This is a genomic window from Aeromonas sp. 602658 (genome assembly GCF_049173005.1).
Lineage (GTDB): Bacteria > Pseudomonadota > Gammaproteobacteria > Enterobacterales > Aeromonadaceae > Aeromonas > Aeromonas veronii_A.
Map to the genome: position 1 here is coordinate 85408 of NZ_JAAKRF010000011.1, position 22408 is coordinate 107815.

A 22408-nucleotide genomic window follows, 5' to 3' on the forward strand; every position below is an offset into this window, starting at 1 on the left:
CTCCTTAGAAATATCCCTGACGCTTCTTCTGCTCCATGGAGCCGGCCTGATCGTGGTCAATCAGCCGCCCTTGCCGCTCGCTCGAAGTGGTGAGCAGCATCTCTTCAATAATTTCCGGCAAGGTGGTGGCATCGGATTCGATGGCCCCGGTCAGCGGGTAGCAGCCGAGGGTGCGGAAGCGCACCAGCTCCTGCTTCACTTCGTCTTCCGGGCCGATAGGCATACGATCGTCATCCACCATGATCTTGATGCCGTTGCGCTCCACCACCGGACGGTAAGCGGCGAAGTAGAGCGGCACTATGTCGATCTTTTCCAGATAGATGTATTGCCAGATATCCAGCTCGGTCCAGTTGGAGAGCGGGAACACCCGGATGCTCTCCCCCTTGTTGACCTGGCTGTTGTAGACCCGCCACAGCTCCGGGCGCTGGTTCTTCGGATCCCAGCGGTGGGACTTGTCACGGAAGGAGTAGACCCGCTCCTTGGCGCGGGACTTCTCTTCGTCGCGGCGGGCGCCACCGAAGGCGGCGTCGAAGCCATATTTGTTCAGCGCCTGCTTGAGCCCCTCTGTCTTCATGATGTCGGTATGCTTGCCGCTGCCGTGGACGAAGGGGTTGATGCCCATGGCGAGCCCTTCCGGGTTCTTGTGGACGATGAGATCCAGCCCGTATTTTTTGGCGGTCTCGTCGCGGAACTTGATCATCTCCTTGAACTTCCAGTCGGTATCGACGTGGAGCAAGGGGAACGGGATCTTGCCCGGATAGAAGGCCTTGCGGGCCAGATGCAGCATGACAGAGGAGTCCTTGCCGATGGAGTACATCATCACCGGGTTTTCAAATTCGGCAGCCACCTCGCGGATAATATGGATGCTCTCGGCTTCCAGCTGCTGCAAGTGGGTCAATCTTTCACGGTCCATGTTGGTCCTCGGGTCATTGCTTATGCGCCTGCTCGGGGCGCTGGGTGGTTCAGTGCGCGGCCGCACCGGCAGCCGCATCAAATATCTCTTTCCGGGTCAGGCCAGCTGCACCAGCTTGAGGTCACAGCCATCGAGATCCGGGTTAGCGCGCAGCTGCTCGCCGCCCTGTTCCCCAAACCAGGCGAGCCGCTCGCGCAGTGCCACTACTTCGCCGATGACGATAAGCGACGGGCTCACCGCCTGTTTGGCAAGCTCAGCCAAGTCGGCCAGTGTGCCGGTCAGCACCCGCTGGCGGGATGTGGTGCCGCGCTCGATGATGGCGATGGGGGTGGCTTGGCTTCGGCCGTGATCCACCAACTGCTGCTGGATATGCTCGGAGCGCATCAGCCCCATGTAGATGACCAGGGTCTGACTGGTGGCGGCCAACTGCTGCCAGTCGGGCTCCTTGCCATCGATCTGGCAGTGGCCGGTAATAAAGACGGCGCTCTGGGCGTAATCACGGTGAGTGAGCGGAATACCGGCATAGGCGGTGGCACCGGCTGCGGCCGTGATGCCGGGTACCACCGAGAAGGGGATGCCTTCATCGGCCAGCACTTCCAGCTCCTCACCACCCCGGCCAAACATAAAGGGATCGCCCCCTTTCAGCCGCACCACCCGATTGCCTGCTTTGGCGTATTCCACCAGCAGGCGATTGGTCTCCTCCTGCGGCACGCTGTGGGCGCCCGCCTTCTTGCCGACCGACACCAGAGTGGCATCACGGCGCACCAGATCGAGGATCTCGGCGGAGACCAGCTGGTCGTAGAGCACCACTTCGGCCTGTTGAATCTGTTGCAGCGCCTTGAGGGTCAAGAGGCCCGGATCACCGGGGCCCGCGCCGACCAATACCACCTCGCCCACTTCGCTTTTCGCTTGGTCTAGGCCATCACTCAGCCACTGCTCGGCCCCTTGCCAATCCTCTTTTTCAATCAGGCTAGCGAGGGTGTTGGAGGCAAAGGCGCGCTCCCAGAAGCGGCGGCGATCGGAAATCGAGGAGAGCACCCGCTTGGCCTTGTCACGGACCCGGCCGGAAAGCTCGGTCAGCCCGCCGAGATGGCGCGGCAGCAGGCTCTCCAGCCGCTCGCGCAACAGGCGCACCAGCACCGGCGCCTTGCCACCGCTGGAGACCGCCACCATCAGCGGCGAGCGATCGATGATCGAGGGGAAGATAAAGCTGGAGCGTTTGGGGTCATCCACCACGTTGACGAACAGACCCAGCTGGTTGGCGCTCTGATAAACGAGGGCGTTGACTTCGAGGTTGTCGGTCGCCGCCACCACCAAAATCTGGCCAGCCAGATGGGCCGGGGTGAAGCGCTCCGCCAGATGGGTGAAACGACCGGTGAATTCCGAAAATTCCGGTTCAAGCTCCGGGGAGACCAGGGTCAGCCGGGCACCGGCCGCCAGCAGCAGGCGCGCCTTGCGCAGGGCAACCTCGCCCCCGCCCACCAGCAGTACCGGGCGGCCTTCCAACTTGGCAAACATAGGTAAATAATCCATTTCGGCCCATCCCTCGGAACACGACTAATATGGGGCGACTATAGGCAGGGCAGCTTATCCCTCAAAATAATAAAAAATGCTTTTTAATGCGTTTTGGTAATTAGCAAAGCCAATTCATGACAAAGGCGTACAAAGTCACTTGTGGTACCTGACGCCAGACCATAGGCTAGGGACTGTGTTTCATAAGGAGCTAAATGATGAATGAATCATTGATTGTGCTAGGGATTTTTGTGTTCCTGGTGCTCGCCACCCTGAGCGCGGGCATCAAGATAGTGCCCCAGGGCTACAACTGGACGGTAGAGCGCTTCGGCCGCTACACCCGCACCCTGACCCCGGGTCTCAACCTGCTGATCCCCTACGTGGATCGGGTCGGCCACAAAATCATCATGATGGAGCAGGTGCTGGATATCCCGGCACAAGAGGTGATCTCCCGCGACAACGCCAACGTCACCATCGATGCCATCAGCTTTGTGCAGGTGGTGGATGCCCGCAAAGCGGGTTACGAGGTCAACGATCTCACCAGCGCTATCCGCAATCTCACCATGACCAACATGCGCACCGTGCTCGGCGCCATGGAGCTGGACGAGATGCTCTCCCAGCGCGACACCATCAACGAGAAACTGCTGCGCACCATGGATGCCGCCACCGCCCCCTGGGGCATCAAGGTGACCCGCATCGAGATTAAAGATGTGCGCCCGCCGCTGGCGCTGGTCGAAGCGATGAACGCCCAGATGAAGGCCGAGCGCCAGAAACGGGCCGAGGTACTGGAGGCCGAAGGAGTGCGCCAGTCCAAGATCCTGAAAGCGGAAGGGGAGAAGCAGTCCCAGATCCTCAAAGCCGAAGGTGAGCGTCAGGCCGCCTTTCTCGCCGCCGAAGCACGGGAGCGGGCTGCCGAGGCGGAAGCCAAGGCGACCCATATGGTTTCCCAGGCGATTGCGGAAGGAGACCTGCAGGCCATCAACTACTTCGTGGCTCAGAAATATACCGAGGCACTGGCCCGCATCGGTGAAGGCCCCAACAGCAAGATCATCATGATGCCGCTGGAAGCGGGCAGCCTGATTGGCTCGGTGGCTGGCATGGCCGAGCTGTTCAACAAAGATGGCAAGGGCAGCAAGTCATGACAGCCCTGTTAGAGGGGCTGACCCACTGGCACTGGCTAGGGCTCGGCTTCATTCTGCTGGCCATCGAGGTGCTCGGCTCGGTGGGCTTTTTGCTCTGGACCGGCATCGCCGCGCTGGAAGTGGGCCTGCTGCTGCTGATCTGGCCCTTTGGCTGGCAGGCGCAGTTGCTGCTGTTTGCGGTGCAATCCCTGCTCACCACCTGGGCCTGGTGGCGCTGGCAGCACCAGCGCGACAACTCGGGTCAGGATGCCGCCAGCACCATCAACGAGCGGATGCAGAGCTATATGGGCCGCGAGCTGACCCTGCTGGATGATGTCGCCCAAGGCACCAGCCGGGTACATCTGGACGACACGGTCTGGACGGTGCGCTGCGACGAGTCGCTGCCTGCGGGCAGCAAGGTCAGGGTGGTGGGGGCTGACTCACACATCCTGCTGGTTGAACCCCGCAACTGACGCAACTCTGCCATCGAGTGATAAAAAAGCCCGCGATCGCTCGCGGGCTTTTGTCTCTCTGGCAACAACTCAGGTACGCAGCCGATCGAGCTGACTGGCCAGCGCCGTGGCCGCTTGCTCCAGCGCCTCGCTCAGTTGATGGCTGGAGCTGGCCTCCTGCCCAATCACGTTGGCGGTATCACCAATCCGCATCAAATTCTTGTTGATATCGTCACTGACGGCGCTCTGCTGCTCGGCGGCGGTGGCGACCTGACTGATGTGGTCGTGGATCTGCTGGATCTGGGCCACCACCCGATTGAGCGCCTCGAACGCCTGCTCGGTGCCCTGCACCGTGGTGGTGGAGCGCTCGATGCCGGTATTCATCAGACGCTGACTGCTGCTCACCTCGGTCTGCAGGCTACCAATCAGCTGGCCGATCTCGTCGGTCGATTCACGAGTCTTGTTGGCCAGCGCCCGCACCTCGTCTGCCACCACTGCAAAGCCGCGGCCCATGTCCCCTGCCCGTGCTGCCTCGATGGCGGCGTTGAGGGCCAGCAGATTGGTCTGCTCGGCAATGGCGCGGATCACATCGAGGATCCGGCTGATATTGGTGCTGCGCTGGGCCACCAGCGCCACCGCCTTGTCCGCCTCATGCATATCGCCGACCAGAGTATGGATCTCGTTGCGGGCATTGCTGAGGGTCTGCTGGGCGGTATTGATGTGGTGAGTCGCCGCTTCCGACTCCTGCGCCGCCTGCTCGGCATAACCCGCCACGCTGACTGCCGTGGTGCTCATCTGATGCATGGCGCTTACCACGCTCTCCAGCTCCAGATTCTGCTCGTCCAGACTGTTGCGCATGGTGTCGGCGGTATGTTTCATCTCCCGCGCCTGCTGGTAGACCTGCTGGCCAATCCCCTTGCTCATTTGCACCATGCCCCGCAGCTTGCCGAGGAAGGCATTGAGCTGAGAACCCAGATCGATCAGCTCCTGATGGGTGTCGATCTCCATCTGCTGGGTCAGGTCACCCTCGTTGCTGGAGAGATGACCCACATGGCGGCTGATAAGAGAAAGTGGCGCAGTAATGGTCTGGATAAACCAGACCAGCAGCCCCAGCACCAGCAGGGTGATACCGCCCATGGCGATGATCTGCTGCCGCTGGCCATCCACCAGCAGGGCGCCCAGTTCATTGCTGATGGCGTGCGCCTTGCCGAGCGCCAGCGCCTTGGGCACCTTGATCATCAACCACCACTGGGTATTGGCTGCTTCAACCCGAATGGGCTGATGAAGAATGAAGTCACTGTCGCTGCTGACCGGCCGACCGTCAGGCAGGGTCAGGCCCACCTCCTTGAGTGGACGGCCCAGCTTGTCGGCATAGCGGTTGCTGCCCACAATCAGCCCCATCTTGCTGACCAGGGTCACATCCGCCTTGTTGTCATAGAGGCTCTTGCCAAGGTTTTCAGCCAGTTGCTGGAAGATGGGCAGGTTCATATCCACCCCGGCCAGCCCGACAAACTTGCCGTCACGCAGCACGGGCACCGTGAGACTGGTCATCAGCATCTTGTTTCCCGGACTGATTTCGTAAAGGTAAGGCTCCATCAGGCAGGGCTGACGGGTATCGCGACCACAGAGATACCACTCGCTGTTGCGAATGCCGAACTCGTTGAGGGAGGTATCAAACTTGGCCTCGCTGGCGGCGGCGTCCACCGCTTGCTGGGCGACGGCCCCTCCCTGATCCTTGGTGAAATAGACCTCCAGACTCCCCTTGCCCGCCACCGAGTGGCTGGCTCCGGCCACCCAGTTGGCATCCTCGCCATCGTAGCCGTTCGGTTCAAACTGGGCATAGATGGAGCTGATCCCGCTCGCCTGCTGCAGGCTGCTGCCGAGCAACGACTCCACTTGAGGCCGCGACAAGCGCTGTTCCGGTTTGGCCATGGCTGCTTCAATCTGGGCGGTCACGGTCAGGGGGATTTGGTAGGAGTTCTGCATCAGCGAAGCAATCTGGATGGCATAGCGCTCTGCCTGATACTGCAGACTGCGGGAGACCTCCTCTTCCAGTGCATCGCTGGTCTGGGTCATCACCATATTGCGAAGGGAACTGAAAGAAGCCGATTGCAACAGGGTCATGGCCAGCCCGGTCAACAGAAACAGCCCCATGGTCAGAGACAACAACTTGAACTTGAGGGAACGTTGCTTCATACGACAACTCCTTATGGCAATATGACAACGAATAAGTTGAGTATATTCGTCCACTTGCAGCACACCGGATTTGTGATGGGTTTGTCACCGGCTTCTGGTTATAATTTTGGCCTTCCCGAGCGTTGATGGAACAGTCGCAATGAGCAATGCACTGAGCAGTGTCCCGCCGGTAGTCGCGATGGACTACCCCTTTCCGGCCAAACCTCTTCCCCTGAGTGCCGAGCAGAGAACGACCTTGACCACAGAAATCAAGGCGCTACTCAAGGAGCGCAAAGCGGTACTGGTCGCCCACTACTACACGGATCCCGAGATCCAGGCGCTAGCCGAAGCCACCGGCGGTTTCGTCGGTGACTCGCTGGAGATGGCCCGCTTTGGCCGCGATCACGAGGCGCAGACCCTGATCGTCGCCGGGGTGCGCTTCATGGGGGAGACCTCCAAGATCCTGAGCCCCCACAAACGGGTGCTGATGCCGACTCTGGAGGCCGAATGCTCCCTCGATCTGGGCTGTCCCATCGAGCAGTTTTCCGCCTTCTGCGATGCCAATCCCGACCATACCGTGGTGGTCTATGCCAATACCTCGGCCGCCGTCAAAGCACGGGCTGACTGGGTGGTGACCTCCAGCATCGCGCTCGAGATCGTCGAGCACCTCGACGGTCTGGGTCACAAGATCATCTGGGGCCCGGATCGCCATCTGGGTGCCTATATCGAGAAGAAGACCGGGGCGCAGATGCTGCGCTGGCAGGGCCACTGCATCGTCCACGACGAGTTCAAGGCCCGTGCCCTGCGCGAGCTGAAAGAGCAGAATCCGGACGCCGCCGTGCTGGTTCATCCGGAATCCCCCGCCTCGGTGATCGAGCTGGCCGATGCGGTGGGCTCCACCAGTCAGCTGATCAAGGCGGCCAAAGAGCTGCCCCAGCAGAAGCTGATCGTGGCGACCGATCGGGGCATCTTCTACAAGATGCAGCAGGCCTGTCCGGAGAAAGAGATGGTGGAAGCACCGACCGGTGGCGATGGTGCCACCTGCCGCAGTTGCGCCCACTGCCCCTGGATGGCGATGAACGGTCTGGTGGCGATCAAGGAGGCGCTCACCGACGGTGCCGAGCGCCACGAGATCCATGTCGATGAAGATCTGCGGGTCAAAGCCTTGATCCCCCTCGATCGCATGCTCAATTTCGCCGCCGAACTCAAGCTCAAGACCCAGGGCAACGCCTGATTGCCGCCGTCACCAGATGCAAAGAGGGCTCCCGTGGGAGCCCTCTTTATTTATCTGAAACTCATCCTGCTCAGATGATCACAGTGGAGAGGCTGTGCTCTTCATCCGGCGCAACGGTCACACCCGCCTCACCGGCGATGGCCGCTTCGACGCAGAGCATGGTGCGATAGCCATCGTCGCTCATGTCGGCCATGGCGGTAGCCCCTTCCAGCCAGGGGGTCCAGACCACCACGCAGTCGTGGTTGCCACTGACAACCCGGGTCTCGCGCTCACCATCCTGCACGCTCACCAGCGCCTCTGGCTGCCAGTAGACCCGATCCAGCGGCCCGCTCAGGGTCAATGCACCCTGCTGCTTGGCATCCTGCCCGGTCAGCTTGTCGGCATAGGGCTCGCCCAGGCCGGTGACGCTCACCGCTTCCGGCGCACTGATTTGCAAATAGGTATGCAGCGCACCGCTATAAGTCAGCGGCTGGGCACCTGTGTTGCGAGTGGTCAGCACCAGCGAAAGCTCTTTGCCCACCAGCACGTCCAGCTCCAGTTCGAAGGGGTGATCCCACAGGGCGCGGGTTGCCTCGCTGTCGCGCAGGGAAAGATGAACAAGCGTGCCATCAGCGTGATCGGAGACCCCGTCCAGCATCCAGAGGGTGGTACGGGCAAAACCGTGGGAGGGCTTGCCGCTACCGACGCGGGCGGGCGCCGGGCCAAACCAGGGCCAGCAGATCGGGATACCACCGCGAACAGGCTTGCTGCCATCCAGCACCGCTTTGTCACTCAGCCAGATGGAGGCCGGCTCGCCATGACGCTGATAGCTCAGCACATGGGCGCCAAACAGGCTGATCTCGGCCTTGGCATAGTCGTTGTTGATGGTGAGAACCGGCAGACCGGCCGCATTGTTGGCAAGCTTACAATTGGCTGTCAGGGGACGAATGGATTGCATGTGGACTCCTGTCATCAGGGGAAACCGAAAAACAAAAAGGCGGCCAATGGCCGCCTTTTTCAAGCTACGCGATTGCGCATCCCAAATTACTTGGAGATGTGAGCGATCAGATCCAGAACTTTGCTGGAGTAGCCCATTTCGTTGTCGTACCAGGATACAACTTTAACGAATTTGTCGTTCAGCTGGATACCAGCCTTGGCGTCGAATACGGAGGTCTGACGCTCACCCAGGAAGTCGGTAGATACAACTTCGTCTTCGGTGTAGCCCAGAACGCCTTTCATAGCGCCTTCGGAAGCAGCTTTCATCGCTTCGCAGATTTCTGCGTAGGTGGCAGCTTTCTTCAGGTTAACGGTCAGGTCAACAACAGACACGTCCGGAGTCGGAACACGGAAAGCCATACCGGTCAGCAGGCCTTTCAGTTCCGGGATAACTACGCCAACAGCTTTGGCAGCACCGGTAGAGGACGGGATGATGTTCTGAGCCGCACCGCGGCCACCGCGCCAGTCTTTGGCAGACGGACCATCAACGGTCTTCTGGGTAGCAGTGGTAGCGTGAACGGTGGTCATCAGGCCAGACTCGATACCGAAGGTATCGTTCAGAACCTTGGCGATCGGTGCCAGGCAGTTGGTGGTGCAGGAAGCGTTGGAAACGATGTCCTGGCCAGCGTAGGTAGAGTCGTTAACACCCATTACGAACATCGGGGTGGCGTCTTTGGACGGGCCAGTCAGAACAACTTTCTTGGCACCAGCAGCGATGTGCTTACGAGCAGTCTCGTCGGTCAGGAACAGACCGGTAGCTTCAGCAACAACGTCAACACCGATTTCGCCCCACTTCAGGTTGGCCGGGTCACGCTCAGCGGTAACACGTACGGTTTTGCCGTTTACAACCAGGTTGCCGTCTTTAACTTCAACGGTACCGTTGAAACGACCGTGAGTTGAATCGTACTTCAGCATGTAAGCCATGTAGTCAACATCGATCAGGTCGTTGATACCAACAACTTCGATGTCTGCACGCTCGCAAGCCAGACGGAATACGAAACGACCGATACGGCCAAAACCGTTAATACCTACTTTGATAGTCATATTTAGTTACCTAACTGTTCAGTAGTCAAAGAAAATTCCGCTTGTAAATTTACTAGAACTCTCCGGTGAGTCAACCAACATTCTGTCTGAAATTGCGCTATATCATGAAAAACTGTGAAATTAATTTTCTGTTTATGTAACTGATTACCACGTTTTGACGAAAAAAGTGCCAGATCGTGGCATCGCGCAGATATCAACAATAGTGCCTACTCGGTCACACAACCATTCACAGAGATATGTAAAAATGTGCGCGGTTTAGCATGGCCCATAGAGCCACTGTTCAAGTACCACCCCATAAAAATCAAACAAAATAGTATAGATAGAATCCACAGCGGGAATTCTCAAACTATGACCACCCTGATTGAACAGCTGGCTGCCGCAAAAGGTATCGCCAGCGAGTATGTCGATGCCTGGGGCCACCCGGCCCAGGTATCAGAAGAGAGTAAGGCCGCCATGCTGGGCGCCATGGGCTACCGCGTCGATGACGAGGCCGCACTGGTGCAGCAGCTGGAAGAGGAGCATCGCCAGCACTGGCTGCGGGCGCTGGATCCTGTGATGGTGGTTCGCACCGGCGACGCCGTTACCCTTGAGGTTCGCCTCCCCATCGAATTCGTCAACGACGCCCTCACCTGGCAGCTCCAGCAGGAGCAGGGTGCAGTGCTGTCCGGTCAATTCACCCCCATCGAGGGTGAGCTGGTCGGCGTGGCCGAATTTGAAGAGATGGAGTGCCAGGCCTATCGCGTCACTCTGGATATGGCCCCGGAGCTGGGTTATCACCAGCTGGTGCTGCTGGAAGAGGGCAATGACGAGCCGTTGGCCACCATGCGCCTCATCGTTGCCCCCAAGGCCTGCTACAAGCAGGCGCCGATTGCCGATGGCCGCAAGGTATGGGGCCCGAGCGTGCAGCTCTACTGCCTGCGCAGCCGCCACAACTGGGGTATCGGTGATTTCAGCGATCTGGGCCAGCTGGTCGAGAAAGCGGCCGCCTGGGGTGCCCACTTCGTCGGCCTCAACCCTATCCACGCCCTCTATCCGGCCAATCCGGAGAGCGCCAGTCCCTACAGCCCCTCTTCCCGTCGCTGGCTCAACGTGGCCTATATCAATGTGGAAGCGGTGCCCGAATTCCAGCAGAGCGATCGCCTGAAAGCGGAAGTGGCAAGCCCTGCCTTCCAGCAACATCTGGCCGATCTGCGCGTCAAAGAGAACGTCGATTACACCGGCGTGCTCCAGACCAAACTCGGCATGCTGCGTCAGGTGTTCGACGAAGCCACCCTGAGTGTCGAGCGTCAGGCCGCCTTTGATGCCTTCGTGGCCGCCGGTGGCGACAGCCTGCAACAGCAGGCAGCATTTGATGCCCTGCAGGCCCACTTCTATGCCAAAGGCGAAAATGCCTGGGGCTGGCCGGTATGGCCGCAGGAGCTGCGCGATTACCACAACCCTGCCGTTGCCGCCTGGATGGCCGAGCACCCGCAAGATGTCAACTTCTACCTCTATCTGCAGTTCCTGGCTGACGAACAACTGGCGCAAGCCGATGCCCGCGCCAAGGCTGCCGGCATGGTGATGGGGATCTATCGGGATCTGGCGGTGGGCGTCTCCGAAGGCTCCACCGAGATCTGGGCCAACCAGGATCTCTACTGCCCGAAAGCCTCGGTCGGTGCGCCGCCCGATATCCTCGGCCCGCTTGGTCAGAACTGGGGCCTGCCCCCGATGAACCCGAACAAGCTGTTTGAAGCGGCCTATCAGCCGATGGTGGACTTGTTCCGTGCCAACATGCGCTCCTGCGGCGCACTGCGCATCGACCACGTGATGGCCTTGCTGCGCCTGTGGTGGGTACCGCCCGGAGCGTCTGCCGCCAAGGGCGCCTACATCTACTATCCGGTCAACGATCTGCTGGGTATTCTGGCACTCGAATCCCACCGCAATCAGTGCCTACTGATCGGCGAGGATCTGGGCACCGTGCCGGAGGGGATCGACGTGACCCTGAAAGAGAACGGCGTTCACTCCTACAAGGTGTTCTTCTTCGAACGCTCCAAGGAAGATGGTGGCTTTATCTCCCCGGCGCACTACACCGAGCAGGCGATGTCGGCCCTGACCACCCACGACATGCCGACCCTCAAAGGCTTCTGGCACTGCGATGACTTGGCGCTCGGCCGTCAACTGGGTCTGTATCCGGATGAAGATGTATTGAAGACTCTGTATGCTGATCGTCACCAGGCCAAACAGCGGATCCTCGACAGCCTGCATGCCCACAAGGTCATCTCTGACAACATCAGTCATGACGTCAACTGGGTCGGCATGAACACCGAACTCAACCACGGTCTGCAGATCCACATGTCCCGCGGCAGCTGCGCCCTGTTCAGTACCCAGCTGGAAGACTGGCTGGAGATGGACAAGCCGGTCAACGTACCGGGCACCAGTTACGAATACCCCAACTGGCGCCGCAAGCTTTCCGCTGATCTGGAAGATATTTTTGCCAATGAGGCACTCAAGGCACTGGCTGGCAAGATGAGCCAAGCCCGTGATGAGGCCAGTCGTTGAGACGCTGTCTCCCACAGCGCTCTCACCTAAATCCACTCCGGCTTCGGCCGGAGTGGATGCTCTGTCATGAAAGGAAATCTCGATGCTCGTTGAACGTTTGGTTGCTGCCCGCTGTTCCGATCCCTTCTCTCACTTAGGCCTGCAGGCCAATCCGGATGGGCCCGGCCTCAAACTGACCGCCTGGTTGCCTGATGCCCTCGAAGTTCGCGTCAAGGATCTCAAGTCGGGCAAAGTCGTTGCCACCCTGGCGCCCACCGATGAATCGGGTCTTTTTGAAACTGTTTTCACCCGCCGCAAAAACTCCTTCCCCTATCAGCTGATCGCCAGCTACCAAGATGCCACCACCGAGGTCATCGACCCCTATCAGTTTCAGGATGCCGCCTGGGCAGGCCTGGCCGAACTGACCGCCCAGCCGGAAAACCTCTACCACACCCTTGGCGCCCAGCTGCGCACCGTGGAGCATCTTGGCCAGCAGGTGGAAGGGGTGCGTTTTGCGGTCTATGCGCCGAGCGCCACCGCCGTGAGCCTCATCGGCGATTTCAACTTCTGGGATGGCCGCCGCCACCCGATGCAGCGCAGCCTGTGCGGTCACTGGGTGCTGTTTGTGCCGGGCCTCAAGGCCGGGGATCGCTACAAGTTCGAGCTCAAGGACCCCCTGGGCAACCGGCTGCCCCACAAGAGCGATCCTGTCGGCTTCTATTGCGAGCAGTATCCGTCATTCGCCTCCGTGGTCTATGACCACGCCCAGTACCAGTGGCAGGATGCCGAGTGGATTGCCAACCAGCACAACGACAAACGCGAGCAGCCGCTCTCCATCTATGAGCTGCACGTCGGCTCCTGGAAGCGCCACCCCAACGGCGACAGCCTGAGCTGGCGCGAGCTGGCAGTGGAGCTGGTCGCCTACGTCAAGGAGATGGAGTACACCCACATCGAGCTGCTGCCGGTCTCCGAGCACCCCTTCAGCGGCTCCTGGGGCTACCAGCCGGTGGGCATGTTCTCCCCCACCAGCCGCTACGGCACCGCAGATGATTTCAAATACTTCGTCGACCAGTGCCACCAGGCCGGGATCGGCATCATTCTGGACTGGGTGCCCGCCCACTTCCCGTCCGATGCCCACGGCCTGGCCCGTTTCGATGGCACCCCGCTCTACGAATATGAAGATCCGCGCCGTGGCTGGCACCCGGACTGGAACTCCTACATCTACGACTTTGGCCGCGACACAGTGCGCCAGTTCCTGGTGGCGAGCGCCCTGTTCTGGCTCGACAAGTTTCACATCGACGGCCTGCGGGTGGATGCAGTCGCCTCCATGCTCTATCTGGACTACTCCCGCAACGCCGGTGAGTGGGTACCGAACGTCGATGGCGGCAACCACAACTACGAGGCGATCAGCCTGCTCAAGTGGACCAACGAGGAGGTCTACGGCAAGTATCCCCACGCCATGACCATAGCCGAAGAGTCCACCGCCTTTGCCGGTGTCTCCCGCCCCACCTTCCTCGGCGGCCTCGGCTTTGGCTTCAAGTGGAATATGGGCTGGATGCACGACACCCTAACCTACATGCAGAAAGAGCCGATCCACCGCCGCTACCACCACAACGACATGACCTTCTCCATGGTTTACCACTATGACGAGAACTTCATCCTATCGCTCTCCCACGACGAGGTGGTGCACGGCAAGCACTCCATGCTCTACAAGATGCCGGGCGACGAGTGGCAGCAAGCCGCCAACCTGCGAGCCTACATGGGCTTCATGTACGCCCACCCGGGCAAGAAGCTCAACTTCATGGGCACCGAGATCGCCCAGAGCAACGAGTGGAACCACGATGCCCAGCTGCCATGGCATCTGCTGCAATATCCCAAGCATGCCGGTCAGCAGCGGCTGATCCACGATCTCAACCACCTCTACCGTCATGAGCCTGCCTTGTATCAGGCCGATTATGAGCAGACCGGCTTCCGCTGGCTGGATCATAACGATGCCGACAACAGCATCTTTGCCTGGCTGCGGGCGGACAAAGAGGGCAAGCAGACTATTGTGGTGGCTTGCAACTTCACCCCGGTGCCCCGTCTCGAATATCGGATCGGCGTCCCTGCGGCGGGCCACTATCGGGTGGTGCTCAACACCGACAGCGAGTATTACTGGGGCAGTAACTATGATGTAGGTCTGGTGTTCGCTGCCGAGCCGACCCCCTGGCAGGGGATGGCGCACAGCATAGTGCTGGATCTGCCGCCGCTGGCGACCTTGTTTATCAAACAGGAGTCTTGATGCTTGTAATGGAAAAAGGGGTGGGCCACCCGCTGGGGGCCCGCCTTGACGAGAACGGTTGCCACTTCTGCGTCTGGGCCCCCCAGTCGGACAAGGTGGAGATCTGCCTGTACGACGAGCAGGAGCAGGAGCTGATGCGGCTGGAGTTGCCCGGCCGCCGTGGCCAATATCGCTTTGGCTACGTGCGCGGTGTAAAGGCCGGTCAGCGCTACGGCTATCGGGTCTATGGCACCCCGCAGGAGGGGATGCTGTTCGATCCGCAAAAACTGCTCATCGACCCTTACGCCAAGGCGCTCAGTCGTCCCACCTACTGGGATGAAGCCCTCTATCAGGGTGACAGTGCCGGGATGATTGCCAAGTCGGTGGTAGTGGATGACAGTTTTGACTGGCAAGGGGTTGGCAAACCCGGGATCAGTCCGGCCCGCACTATTATCTACGAGACCCACGTCAAGGGCTTTACCAAGCAGCACCCTGGGATCCCCAAGGAGCTGCAAGGCACCTACCTTGGCATCAGCCATCCGCTGATCATCGAGCATATGAAGAGTCTGGGGATCACCTCAGTGCAGCTGATGCCGGTGGCCGCCTTCATGTCGGAACCGCGACTGGAGCAGCTGGGACTGACCAACTACTGGGGCTACAACCCCATCGCCTTCTTCGCCCCGGAGCCGCGCTACAGCACCCGAGCAGACGAGGCGGTGACCGAGTTCAAGACCATGGTGCGCGAACTGCACCGGGCCGGGCTCGAGGTGATTCTGGATGTGGTCTACAACCACACTGCCGCCTCGGGCTTCGACGGCCCAACCCTCTCGTTCAAGGGCTTTGACAACGCCGGTTACTACTCCTTCGAAGCGGGCCCCCACGGCCCGGACTACACCCGTCACGCCAACGTGACCGGTTGTGGCAACAGCGTCAATCTGGATCACCCCAATACCCTGCGGCTGGTGCTCGATGCCCTGCGCTACTGGGTCACCGAGATGCAGGTGGATGGCTTCCGTTTCGATCTGGCGGTGACACTGGCGCGGGAAGCGGGAGAGTTCGAGCCCATGGGCGCCTTCTTCAAGGCCGTGATGGCCGACCCTGTGCTGTCACAGGTCAAGCTCATCGCCGAACCCTGGGATATCGGCCCCTTCGGCTACCGGCTGGGTCAATTCCCGAGCCAGTGGCAGGAGATCAACGACCGCTACCGCGACACGGTGCGCGCCTTCTGGCGCGGTGATGCGGGCAAGATGGGGGACTTTGCCACCCGTCTGGTGGGGTCGCGGGATATCTTCCCGAAGAACTGGCGCTCCCCCCACACCAGCGTCAACTACCTCTGCTATCACGACGGTTTCACCCTGGAGGATCTGGTCTCCTACAACCAGCGCCACAATCAGGCAAACGGTGAAGACAATCGGGACGGCCACGGCAACAACCTCTCCTATAACCACGGGGTAGAGGGGCCGACCCTGGATCCGCGGGTCAACAGCCTGCGCCAGCAGCAGAAGCGCAATCTGATTGCCACTCTGCTGCTCTCCCAAGGCACTCCCCACTTCCTCGCCGGCGACGAGATGGGCCGCAGCCAGCTTGGCAACAACAACGCCTACTGTCAGGACAACCAGATCAGCTGGGTCAACTGGCAGTGGCGACCGGAGGATGAGCGGCTGTTCGCCTTCACCCAGCAGATGATGGCGCTGCGGGCGGAGTCCTGCGTCTTCTCCAACCTGCAACTGAGCGACGACAGTTGGAATGGCACCCCGTCCAGCTGCCATCAGGTCAACTGGTATCACCCGGACGGCCACCAGCTCACCGATCAGGATTGGCACGCCCCCATGGGGCAGGCATTCGCCATGGATATCGGCATGATCAACTGTGTTGGCGAGCGCTGGTACGTGTTGTTCAACGCCAGCGACTACGATATCCAGTTCCGCCTGCCGCCTCCGGGGGAAGGGCTGGAGTGGATCCAGACTATCGACACCGCCACCAACGATGGGCTGCCCTTCCTGCCCGATGACATCAAACGGCAGGTGGCAGTCGGCCGGGCCCACTCCCTCAAACTGCTGGAGCGGGTGGCGCTGGCCAGCACCTCGGAGGATGCCCAGCCGCCGGAGCAGGCGCTGCTGCCGGCATCCAGTGCGGACATGGCTGAAACTCCGATCACAGATCCGGGCAAACCATAACAGGCATGCTGGAGTCAGCTTTACGGAGCCGCTATGCTGGGCTCCGGTATGGATGGCAAGGAGTCGGTATGAGCAGTAACAATCCGGAACAGTGGCGCAGCAAACTGACCGCCGAGCAGTTTCACGTCTGCTGGGAGAAGGGCACCGAGCGCCCCTACAGCGGTGCCCTGCTCCACAATCGCAAGAGCGGCGACTACCTCTGTGTCTGCTGCAAGAGTGTGCTGTTTCACTCAGGAGCCAAGTTTGATTCCGGCTGCGGCTGGCCCTCGTTCGACAAGGCCATCGAGGGGACGGTGGAGTACACCGAGGACAACAGCCACGGCATGAAGCGAGTGGAGATCACCTGCCGCCAGTGCGGCTCTCACCTCGGTCACGTCTTCCCCGACGGACCGACCGAGACCGGCCAGCGCTACTGCGTCAACAGCCTGAGTCTGGATTTCGATCCCGACGCTTAAGCGGCTGACCCATTGCAATAAAAACGGCGCCTCCATCACGGAGGCGCCGTTTTTTATAAGGATTTCACCGGCTTCACGCCAGCAGGCTAGCAGCCATCACCAACAGGGCCGCGATGGCCGGCACCGGCAACTTCAACACCCGCAGCAGATAAAAGCCGATGGCAACCAGCGCCAGATCGCTCGGCGCCAGCACCGCACTCTGCCACACCGGCTGATAGAGGGCCGCCAGCAACAAGCCCACTACGGCAGCATTGATGCCGGTGACGGCCCCCGCCAGACGGGGCCGGGCCAGCCACTGTTGCCAGCAGGGGCCCACCGCCCAGAGCAGCAGAAAGCCGGGAGCAAAGAGCGCCAGGGTCGCCAACAGGGCCCCGATCATCGGCATCTCGGGCTGCAACTGGGCACCAAGATAGGTGGCGAGGGTAAACATGGGGCCCGGCACCAACTGGGCCAGGCTGTAACCGGTCAGAAACTGCTGCTCGTTGAGAGTATGTCCCACGCTCTCTTGCAGCAGCGGCAACACCACATGGCCACCGCCAAACACCAGACTACCGGCGCGATAGAAGTCGGCAACCAGCTGGCCAAGCGGACTACCGAGCAGCGGCAGGCCGATAAAAAAGATGCCAAACAGCAGCAGGGTCGGCCAATGAGGCTGACTGCTGGCGGCAGAAGGCAGCTCGGCGGAGGCTGGCACACTGCCCGCCCCGCGCTGGCTGCGGGCGCAGATCAGCGCCGCTCCCGCCAGCATCAACAGTTGAGTCAGCAGACTGGGCTGCCACCAGAGTGCAGCAGCGGTCACCACCATAATCCCTTGGGTCATTCCCGTGGCACAGAACTGACGACTCATGGTGAGCACCGCATCGGCCACCACGATAAGCGCCAGCAGTTTAAGGCCATGCAGCGCCGCATCGAGCCACAGATTGCTGCCCAGCTGGCCGATGCCGATCGCAGCCGCCAGTAGCAGAAGAAATGAGGGCAGCGTGAAGCCAATAAAAGCAGAGAGCGCCCCGCCCAGACCGGCGCGATGACGACCGATGGCGAAACCAAGCTGGCTGGAGGCGGGCCCCGGCAGCAGTTGGCACAGCGCCAGCAAGCGGGCAAATTCGGCCTGTGTCAGCCAGCCGAGCCGCTGGACGAAGGTACGCTGGAAATAGCCGATATGAGCGGCCGGACCACCAAAGCTGATGCATCCCAGCCATAAAAACTGAATAAATACCTGTCCCACGCTCTTCTCCCTCATCCCTCTTCTCCCGATGGAGAGGAGATATTATGACAGCGCGATGATCGTTTTATGACAATCAGACTGATTAGGCCGACACCATGGGCACATCACTCGGCAGATAGCAGCGTCTCGCCAGCCAGCAGGCGATGGACTGACGGCTGGCATCGAAGTGGGGCTCGGGCAACGCGCGCGGATCGCACCAGACCCAGCCTTCGCACTTCTCCGGCTCCAGCAGCTGCGGCTCACCATCGGCCCGGGCGTGCAGCGTCACCGAGATATAGTGCAGCCCGCTCTCGCGCCAGGTCTCCAGATTGTTGGTCACCGCCACCACCTCGGGCCCTTGGATCTCAAGTCCGATCTCCTCGGCCACCTCGCGGATCGCCGCCGACTCGAAGCTCTCCCCCAATTCCAGATGACCACCCGGGATCGACCAGTAGGGGGCATGGCTCCCTTTGCGTTTGCCAAGCAGTACCTGGCCTTGGGCGTTGGTCAGGATGACGCCGACCCCGACGCGGGGATAGAGAGTGGACATGAAAACGCTCCTTCAATCAGGCAGTAAAACGGCCCCACCTTAGGCCCAAGGAGGGCACAGGGCAAGCCCCGGCTGCACGGCACCTGCGCCTGTCGGTGACTCCTCCCCTTGCCTCTGAACCGGTTATCACTGATGCTGGGGAGTGAAGCCCGGATGGAGAGGTCATCCCCATCCTCTCAGTCCCCCATTACCTCGAGGAGTCCGCCATGAAAAAATTGCTCCCCCTGTGCGCCCTGCTGCTCACGGCTTGCCAAACCACGCCGCCCCCCAACTCGCTCGCCATCGATGATGCCGACGCCTGGCAGGCCATTTGCAAAGATGGCACCCGGGTTCGCGCCGTGGTGGCAGAGGGGATCTGTGGGGATCATCGTGGGGTAGCCATGTGGACGAATAAGCCAAGAGAGGAACGGATGGCAGAAGAAGCCGCCAAATAGTGTGATCTAGACACCATAAAATGACACTGCCGGCCAATTGGCCGGATTTTTTCGCGATCTCGCCAGCACTTTGCCACCTTGTTCATGGTGCGCTCAGTTTTCTGTTCCCATACTGGCCCTACAGTTCCAAAAGAGGAGAGACAAGATGCAAACATCCATCGTCGGGCTCTCCATTCTGTGGGGGCTAGCCAGTTTTGGTGTTCAGGGGGATTTCATCGAGAGCCGTGATTCCGTTGCGCCATCCTGGCAAGCCGAGTCCAGAGTGGAGATGGAAGGTTATCTGATTGAATCGCTTGGCAAAGATCGCTGGCTGTTCGATAACGGCAGCGAGAGCCTGCTGGTCTCCCTGCCCGAGGGGCAATGGGTGCCGACCGGCGAGCGGCTGCGAGTCAGCGGCGAACCGCAGCAGGAGCAGAGCGGCTGGCTGCTGCAGGTGGAAGACATCAGCCAGGTCAGCGTCTGACAGCGGCAGTCGCCCCGTCACCGCGACAGCTAATCCAGACCCGGTAACCACGACCGAATAACCAAAAGCGAATAGCAAAAGAGGAGGCCACTGGCCTCCTCTTTCTGTTTCTATGAGCGGTTTGCGCGGGCTCAACCCAGATGGTTGAGCGGCAGCGCCGTCTTGTGCTTGATGCGGCGCAGCACGAAGCTGGAGCGCACCCCGGTCACCCCCGGAATATGGGTCAGCTTGTCCAGCAGGAAGTGCTGATAGTGCTCCATGTCGCGCACCACCACCTTGAGCTGGTAGTCGGCATCATTACCGGTGATGAGATCACACTCCAGCACTTCGGGCAGTTCGCTGATGGCGCGATCGAAGTTTTCGAACCGCTCGGGCGTATGTCTGTCCATGGAAATGTGAATGTAGGCGGTGAGGGTGAGGCCAAGCTGGCGGGCGTTGAGCAGAGTAACGTGGGTGTCGATGAGACCGGCATCCTCCAGCGCCTTGACCCGGCGGGAGCAGGGGGACGGCGAGAGCCCGACCAGCTCGGCCAGTTCCAGATTGCTGATGCGGCCATTCTCCTGCATCAGCTCGAGAATATGTCTGTCTATGCGATCAAGTTTCAGCATTTACCCTTCCTCGTTGCAATGACTAATCCACTTTTCCTAGATTAAGGGTGAACTATTGCAAAAACAACCGAAATAAGTGGTTACTTTGCAACCACTCACCGGCACGGGAGGGATACTATGGTTACATCTTCCGGTGGCAAAGCAGATACCTGACCGGGTCTCTGCGGTGAAGGACCTTACCGGGTCAAGAGCCCCATCAGCCGTCTTACCTTATCGGGAAACGACGGGCTGGAACGAGAGAACCCCCTCCCCGAAGGCAACAAAGCAGGCATCCCGGCGCCTGCTTTGTTGTTTTTGGGCGTTTGGCGCAATCAGAGCGCGGGCGGCGTGATGCGATAGAGGCAGCGATGCGCCCCCTCCAGCAGATATTGCTCCCGTTCCACCGTCGCTGGCGCCAGCAGCTGGCGAAACAGCGCCAGTTCGCTGCGACAGAAACCGCGGCAGGTGCGCGCCGCCGCACAGATGGGACAGTGGCTCTCCCACAGCAGCCAGCTGCCATCCTCCTCACGGCGGATCTCCGCCATGTAGCCTTCGCGGCTGCGCAGCTCCCTGAGCGCCTCCAGCCGACCGGATAACCCCTTGTTGCCCAGCGTCTGCTGATAGCGCGCCAGCATCTGCTGCTCCCGCTGCAGGATCAGCCGCTCCATCCCCTCCTCGCCAAACAGCTCGCGCACGTTGTCAATCAACTGCACGGTCAGGTCGCTGTGGGTATCGGGGAAGCGCTGCCAGGCCTGCTCGGTAAGCTGCCACTGTCGCACGGGACGACCGCGCCCCCGCGCCTCGTCGCTGAATGTGACCCACCCCTCCTGCTCCAGTGCGAGCAGGTGCTGGCGGGCGCCCATGGAGGTCATCTGCAACTGCTCCCCCAGCGCGGCGGCGCTCTGCGGGCCATGGCTCTTGAGCAGAAACAGGATCTTGTCGGTGCTTGCGTTCATGACCCCATTATGGGGAGACCCCTTTATTAAATCAACAATTCACTTTACTTAATGCCGATTACCACCCAGAATAAATAAACAAATTACTTTACTTAATGGATGCAACATGGCGAAACAACAGCACAAAAATCCCCTCTGGGTGCTGGTCATGACGGTCACGCTGGCAGTTGCAGGTTTCAGTCTCCCCTCCCCGGTGTTGGCACCCTTGCTGCTGGATCCGGCCCACGGCATGCTGACGCCGGAAGCCTCCGACTGGAGCCGCAAGGTGTGGCTGGGGGTCATCATGGGGCTCTACCCCCTGTTCCAGCTGGTGGGCAGCCCCTGGCTCGGTCGCCTCTCCGACCGCTATGGCCGCAAGCCACTGCTGTTGCTCTCGCTGGCGGGGGTACTGGCAGGCTATGCCCTGATGGCACTCGGTATCGCCTGGCGCTCCCTCCCCCTGTTACTGCTCAGCCGGATTGTGGAGGGGCTGTGCAACGGCAACATCGCCATCGTGCAGGCGATGGCGGCAGATCTCGCCGGCAAGGAGCACAAGGCCCGCAGCTTCGCCTGGATCAACATCGGCATGAATCTGGGCTGGGTAGTGGGGCCGATGATCGGGGGCTACGCCGCGGTGATCTCGGGGGATTACAGTCTGGCCGCCTGGCTGGCGGTAGGAATGACCCTGCTCAACCTGCTGCTGGTGCTCTGGCTGATCCCCTATCGTCCGCCGGTGGCGGCCACCCGTCAGGCAGCGACCATCTCCAGCCGCCAGTTGCTGCTGCAACCGGCCCTGCTCCCCTACTTCGCGCTCACCCTGATCAGCTATGGCGCCGTGCAGCTCTATTTCACCTACTTCAATATCTGGCTGGTGGAGCGGCTGGCGTGGGATCCGGCCCAGCTGGCGCAGGCGGCGGTGCTGGTGAGTCTGCCCATGATGGCGGGCTCCTGGCTCGGATCCCGCATCGCCCGTCACTGGCGCGGCAGCTCCCTCGGCATTGTCGGCCATCTGGTGATGGCGAGCGGCATGCTGCTCTTTATCCTGCCCGTGCACTGGTGGGGACTGGCGCTTACCTTCGTTCCCGCTGGCATCGGCATGAGTCTGGGGGAGCTGGCCACTTCGGTGGCGATCTCCAACCGCAGTCACCCGGAGCAGCAGGGGCAGGCGATGGGGCTCTACCGCGCCCTCGCCGTGGGCAGCGAGATCCTGGCGGTGCTGCTCGGCAGTCTGGTGCTGCTGGCCGGTACCGAGTGGCCCTTCTATCTCGCCACCCTCTGCTCCCTTGCCAGTGCCGCCGGTTTCTATCTGCTGCGCCGCCGTGCCGACCGTCGTCAACAGCTGGCCAACTGCACCTGAGCCACGAAGGGATCACAGTTCGGTGCTTCGGCCGCGGGCAAGA

General features: G+C 60.7%; 19 protein-coding genes. 10 read left to right on the forward strand and 9 right to left on the reverse strand.

The genetic code is table 11. From position 1 onward, the window contains the following. Positions 1 to 4 precede the first annotated feature (4 nt). Both cysD and cysG read right to left on the reverse strand, forming a co-directional pair. Positions 5 to 937 carry a sulfate adenylyltransferase subunit CysD gene (gene cysD / locus G5253_RS10670; protein ID WP_323137704.1) on the reverse strand — a complete coding sequence of 311 codons (933 nt, stop codon included), beginning with the start codon at positions 935 to 937 and terminating at the stop codon, positions 5 to 7. A gap of 72 nt (positions 938 to 1009) precedes the next feature. Further along, complete coding sequence (gene cysG, locus G5253_RS10675) at positions 1010 to 2446, reverse strand: siroheme synthase CysG (protein WP_266135239.1); 1437 nt, start codon at positions 2444 to 2446, stop codon at positions 1010 to 1012. A 197-nt stretch (positions 2447 to 2643) separates the two neighbouring features. Between cysG and G5253_RS10680 the strand changes: the two genes are divergently transcribed. Continuing rightward, a complete protein-coding gene (locus G5253_RS10680) occupies positions 2644 to 3567 on the forward strand; it encodes an SPFH domain-containing protein (RefSeq protein WP_005335703.1) in 924 nt (307 codons plus the stop codon). Then, entirely contained in the window at positions 3564 to 4019 is a 456-nt protein-coding gene (locus G5253_RS10685) for an NfeD family protein (RefSeq protein ID WP_005354718.1), read from the forward strand. Before G5253_RS10680 ends, G5253_RS10685 begins: the two co-directional genes overlap by 4 nt. 69 nt (positions 4020 to 4088) lie before the next feature. Here G5253_RS10685 and G5253_RS10690 read toward each other — a convergent pair whose 3' ends face one another. Further along, the gene (locus G5253_RS10690) at positions 4089 to 6194 is read right to left on the reverse strand and encodes a methyl-accepting chemotaxis protein (RefSeq protein ID WP_266135430.1); all 2106 of its coding nucleotides are present in this window, start codon (positions 6192 to 6194) and stop codon (positions 4089 to 4091) included. A 139-nt stretch (positions 6195 to 6333) separates the two neighbouring features. Between G5253_RS10690 and nadA the strand changes: the two genes are divergently transcribed. Further along, complete coding sequence (gene nadA / locus G5253_RS10695) at positions 6334 to 7407, forward strand: quinolinate synthase NadA (protein WP_201938717.1); 1074 nt, start codon at positions 6334 to 6336, stop codon at positions 7405 to 7407. Positions 7408 to 7477: 70 nt separating this feature from the next. On the opposite strand, the gene G5253_RS10700 is transcribed toward nadA, so the two are convergent. Together G5253_RS10700 and gap are read right to left on the reverse strand one after the other, a co-directional pair. After that, on the reverse strand, positions 7478 to 8344 hold the full coding sequence (locus tag G5253_RS10700) for a D-hexose-6-phosphate mutarotase (protein ID WP_266135429.1): 867 nt from the start codon (positions 8342 to 8344) through the stop codon (positions 7478 to 7480). An 86-nt stretch (positions 8345 to 8430) separates the two neighbouring features. Further along, positions 8431 to 9426, reverse strand: coding sequence for a type I glyceraldehyde-3-phosphate dehydrogenase (gap, locus tag G5253_RS10705; RefSeq protein ID WP_005335708.1), 996 nt, complete (start codon positions 9424 to 9426; stop codon positions 8431 to 8433). A gap of 348 nt (positions 9427 to 9774) precedes the next feature. Here gap and malQ point away from each other — a divergent pair, with 348 nt between their 5' ends. From malQ to msrB, 4 genes are all read left to right on the forward strand, one after another. Next, positions 9775 to 11964, forward strand: a complete 2190-nt coding sequence (gene malQ, locus G5253_RS10710; protein WP_266135428.1) for a 4-alpha-glucanotransferase — start codon at positions 9775 to 9777, stop codon at positions 11962 to 11964. 82 nt (positions 11965 to 12046) lie between these two features. Beyond that, positions 12047 to 14224 carry a 1,4-alpha-glucan branching protein GlgB gene (glgB, locus tag G5253_RS10715; protein ID WP_266135427.1) on the forward strand — a complete coding sequence of 726 codons (2178 nt, stop codon included), beginning with the start codon at positions 12047 to 12049 and terminating at the stop codon, positions 14222 to 14224. Further along, on the forward strand, positions 14224 to 16380 hold the full coding sequence (gene glgX / locus G5253_RS10720) for a glycogen debranching protein GlgX (protein WP_266135426.1): 2157 nt from the start codon (positions 14224 to 14226) through the stop codon (positions 16378 to 16380). Before glgB ends, glgX begins: the two co-directional genes overlap by 1 nt. 68 nt (positions 16381 to 16448) lie before the next feature. Beyond that, a complete protein-coding gene (gene msrB / locus G5253_RS10725) occupies positions 16449 to 16835 on the forward strand; it encodes a peptide-methionine (R)-S-oxide reductase MsrB (protein ID WP_040068248.1) in 387 nt (128 codons plus the stop codon). A gap of 73 nt (positions 16836 to 16908) precedes the next feature. On the opposite strand, the gene chrA is transcribed toward msrB, so the two are convergent. Further along, complete coding sequence (gene chrA / locus G5253_RS10730; RefSeq protein ID WP_421203286.1) at positions 16909 to 18060, reverse strand: chromate efflux transporter; 1152 nt, start codon at positions 18058 to 18060, stop codon at positions 16909 to 16911. Between the two features lie 82 nt (positions 18061 to 18142). Continuing rightward, positions 18143 to 18589 (reverse strand): nucleotide triphosphate diphosphatase NUDT15, encoded by a 447-nt coding sequence (locus G5253_RS10735; RefSeq protein ID WP_266135424.1) that lies wholly within the window; start codon positions 18587 to 18589, stop codon positions 18143 to 18145. Positions 18590 to 18795: 206 nt separating this feature from the next. On the opposite strand from G5253_RS10735, the gene G5253_RS10740 reads away from it, so the two are divergent. Together G5253_RS10740 and G5253_RS10745 are read left to right on the forward strand one after the other, a co-directional pair. Further along, on the forward strand, positions 18796 to 19023 hold the full coding sequence (locus G5253_RS10740) for a hypothetical protein (RefSeq protein WP_216952052.1): 228 nt from the start codon (positions 18796 to 18798) through the stop codon (positions 19021 to 19023). A 145-nt stretch (positions 19024 to 19168) separates the two neighbouring features. Next, positions 19169 to 19486 carry a hypothetical protein gene (locus G5253_RS10745; RefSeq protein WP_266135423.1) on the forward strand — a complete coding sequence of 106 codons (318 nt, stop codon included), beginning with the start codon at positions 19169 to 19171 and terminating at the stop codon, positions 19484 to 19486. Between the two features lie 131 nt (positions 19487 to 19617). Here G5253_RS10745 and G5253_RS10750 read toward each other — a convergent pair whose 3' ends face one another. Together G5253_RS10750 and G5253_RS10755 are read right to left on the reverse strand one after the other, a co-directional pair. After that, the gene (locus tag G5253_RS10750; protein WP_005304871.1) at positions 19618 to 20094 is read right to left on the reverse strand and encodes an Lrp/AsnC family transcriptional regulator; all 477 of its coding nucleotides are present in this window, start codon (positions 20092 to 20094) and stop codon (positions 19618 to 19620) included. A gap of 311 nt (positions 20095 to 20405) precedes the next feature. Next, a complete protein-coding gene (locus G5253_RS10755) occupies positions 20406 to 21029 on the reverse strand; it encodes a helix-turn-helix transcriptional regulator (protein ID WP_266135422.1) in 624 nt (207 codons plus the stop codon). A gap of 106 nt (positions 21030 to 21135) precedes the next feature. Between G5253_RS10755 and G5253_RS10760 the strand changes: the two genes are divergently transcribed. Further along, positions 21136 to 22365: an MFS transporter gene (locus G5253_RS10760; RefSeq protein ID WP_266135421.1), complete on the forward strand. Its 1230-nt coding sequence runs from the start codon at positions 21136 to 21138 to the stop codon at positions 22363 to 22365. Positions 22366 to 22408: the final 43 nt, after the last annotated feature.

Bases quoted from the DNA above. Each gene is read 5' to 3' on its own strand.
- G5253_RS10745 (WP_266135423.1), top strand. From the start codon at position 19,169: ATGCAAACATCCATCGTCGGGCTCTCCATTCTGTGGGGGCTAGCCAGT.
- G5253_RS10735 (WP_266135424.1), bottom strand. From the start codon at position 18,589: ATGTCCACTCTCTATCCCCGCGTCGGGGTCGGCGTCATCCTGACCAAC.
- nadA (WP_201938717.1), top strand. From the start codon at position 6,334: ATGAGCAATGCACTGAGCAGTGTCCCGCCGGTAGTCGCGATGGACTAC.
- glgB (WP_266135427.1), top strand. From the start codon at position 12,047: ATGCTCGTTGAACGTTTGGTTGCTGCCCGCTGTTCCGATCCCTTCTCT.
- G5253_RS10755 (WP_266135422.1), bottom strand. From the start codon at position 21,029: ATGAACGCAAGCACCGACAAGATCCTGTTTCTGCTCAAGAGCCATGGC.
- glgX (WP_266135426.1), top strand. From the start codon at position 14,224: ATGCTTGTAATGGAAAAAGGGGTGGGCCACCCGCTGGGGGCCCGCCTT.
- G5253_RS10750 (WP_005304871.1), bottom strand. From the start codon at position 20,094: ATGCTGAAACTTGATCGCATAGACAGACATATTCTCGAGCTGATGCAG.
- G5253_RS10685 (WP_005354718.1), top strand. From the start codon at position 3,564: ATGACAGCCCTGTTAGAGGGGCTGACCCACTGGCACTGGCTAGGGCTC.
- G5253_RS10760 (WP_266135421.1), top strand. From the start codon at position 21,136: ATGGCGAAACAACAGCACAAAAATCCCCTCTGGGTGCTGGTCATGACG.
- gap (WP_005335708.1), bottom strand. From the start codon at position 9,426: ATGACTATCAAAGTAGGTATTAACGGTTTTGGCCGTATCGGTCGTTTC.
- G5253_RS10740 (WP_216952052.1), top strand. From the start codon at position 18,796: ATGAAAAAATTGCTCCCCCTGTGCGCCCTGCTGCTCACGGCTTGCCAA.
- G5253_RS10700 (WP_266135429.1), bottom strand. From the start codon at position 8,344: ATGCAATCCATTCGTCCCCTGACAGCCAATTGTAAGCTTGCCAACAAT.
- msrB (WP_040068248.1), top strand. From the start codon at position 16,449: ATGAGCAGTAACAATCCGGAACAGTGGCGCAGCAAACTGACCGCCGAG.
- G5253_RS10680 (WP_005335703.1), top strand. From the start codon at position 2,644: ATGAATGAATCATTGATTGTGCTAGGGATTTTTGTGTTCCTGGTGCTC.
- cysG (WP_266135239.1), bottom strand. From the start codon at position 2,446: ATGGATTATTTACCTATGTTTGCCAAGTTGGAAGGCCGCCCGGTACTG.
- G5253_RS10690 (WP_266135430.1), bottom strand. From the start codon at position 6,194: ATGAAGCAACGTTCCCTCAAGTTCAAGTTGTTGTCTCTGACCATGGGG.
- malQ (WP_266135428.1), top strand. From the start codon at position 9,775: ATGACCACCCTGATTGAACAGCTGGCTGCCGCAAAAGGTATCGCCAGC.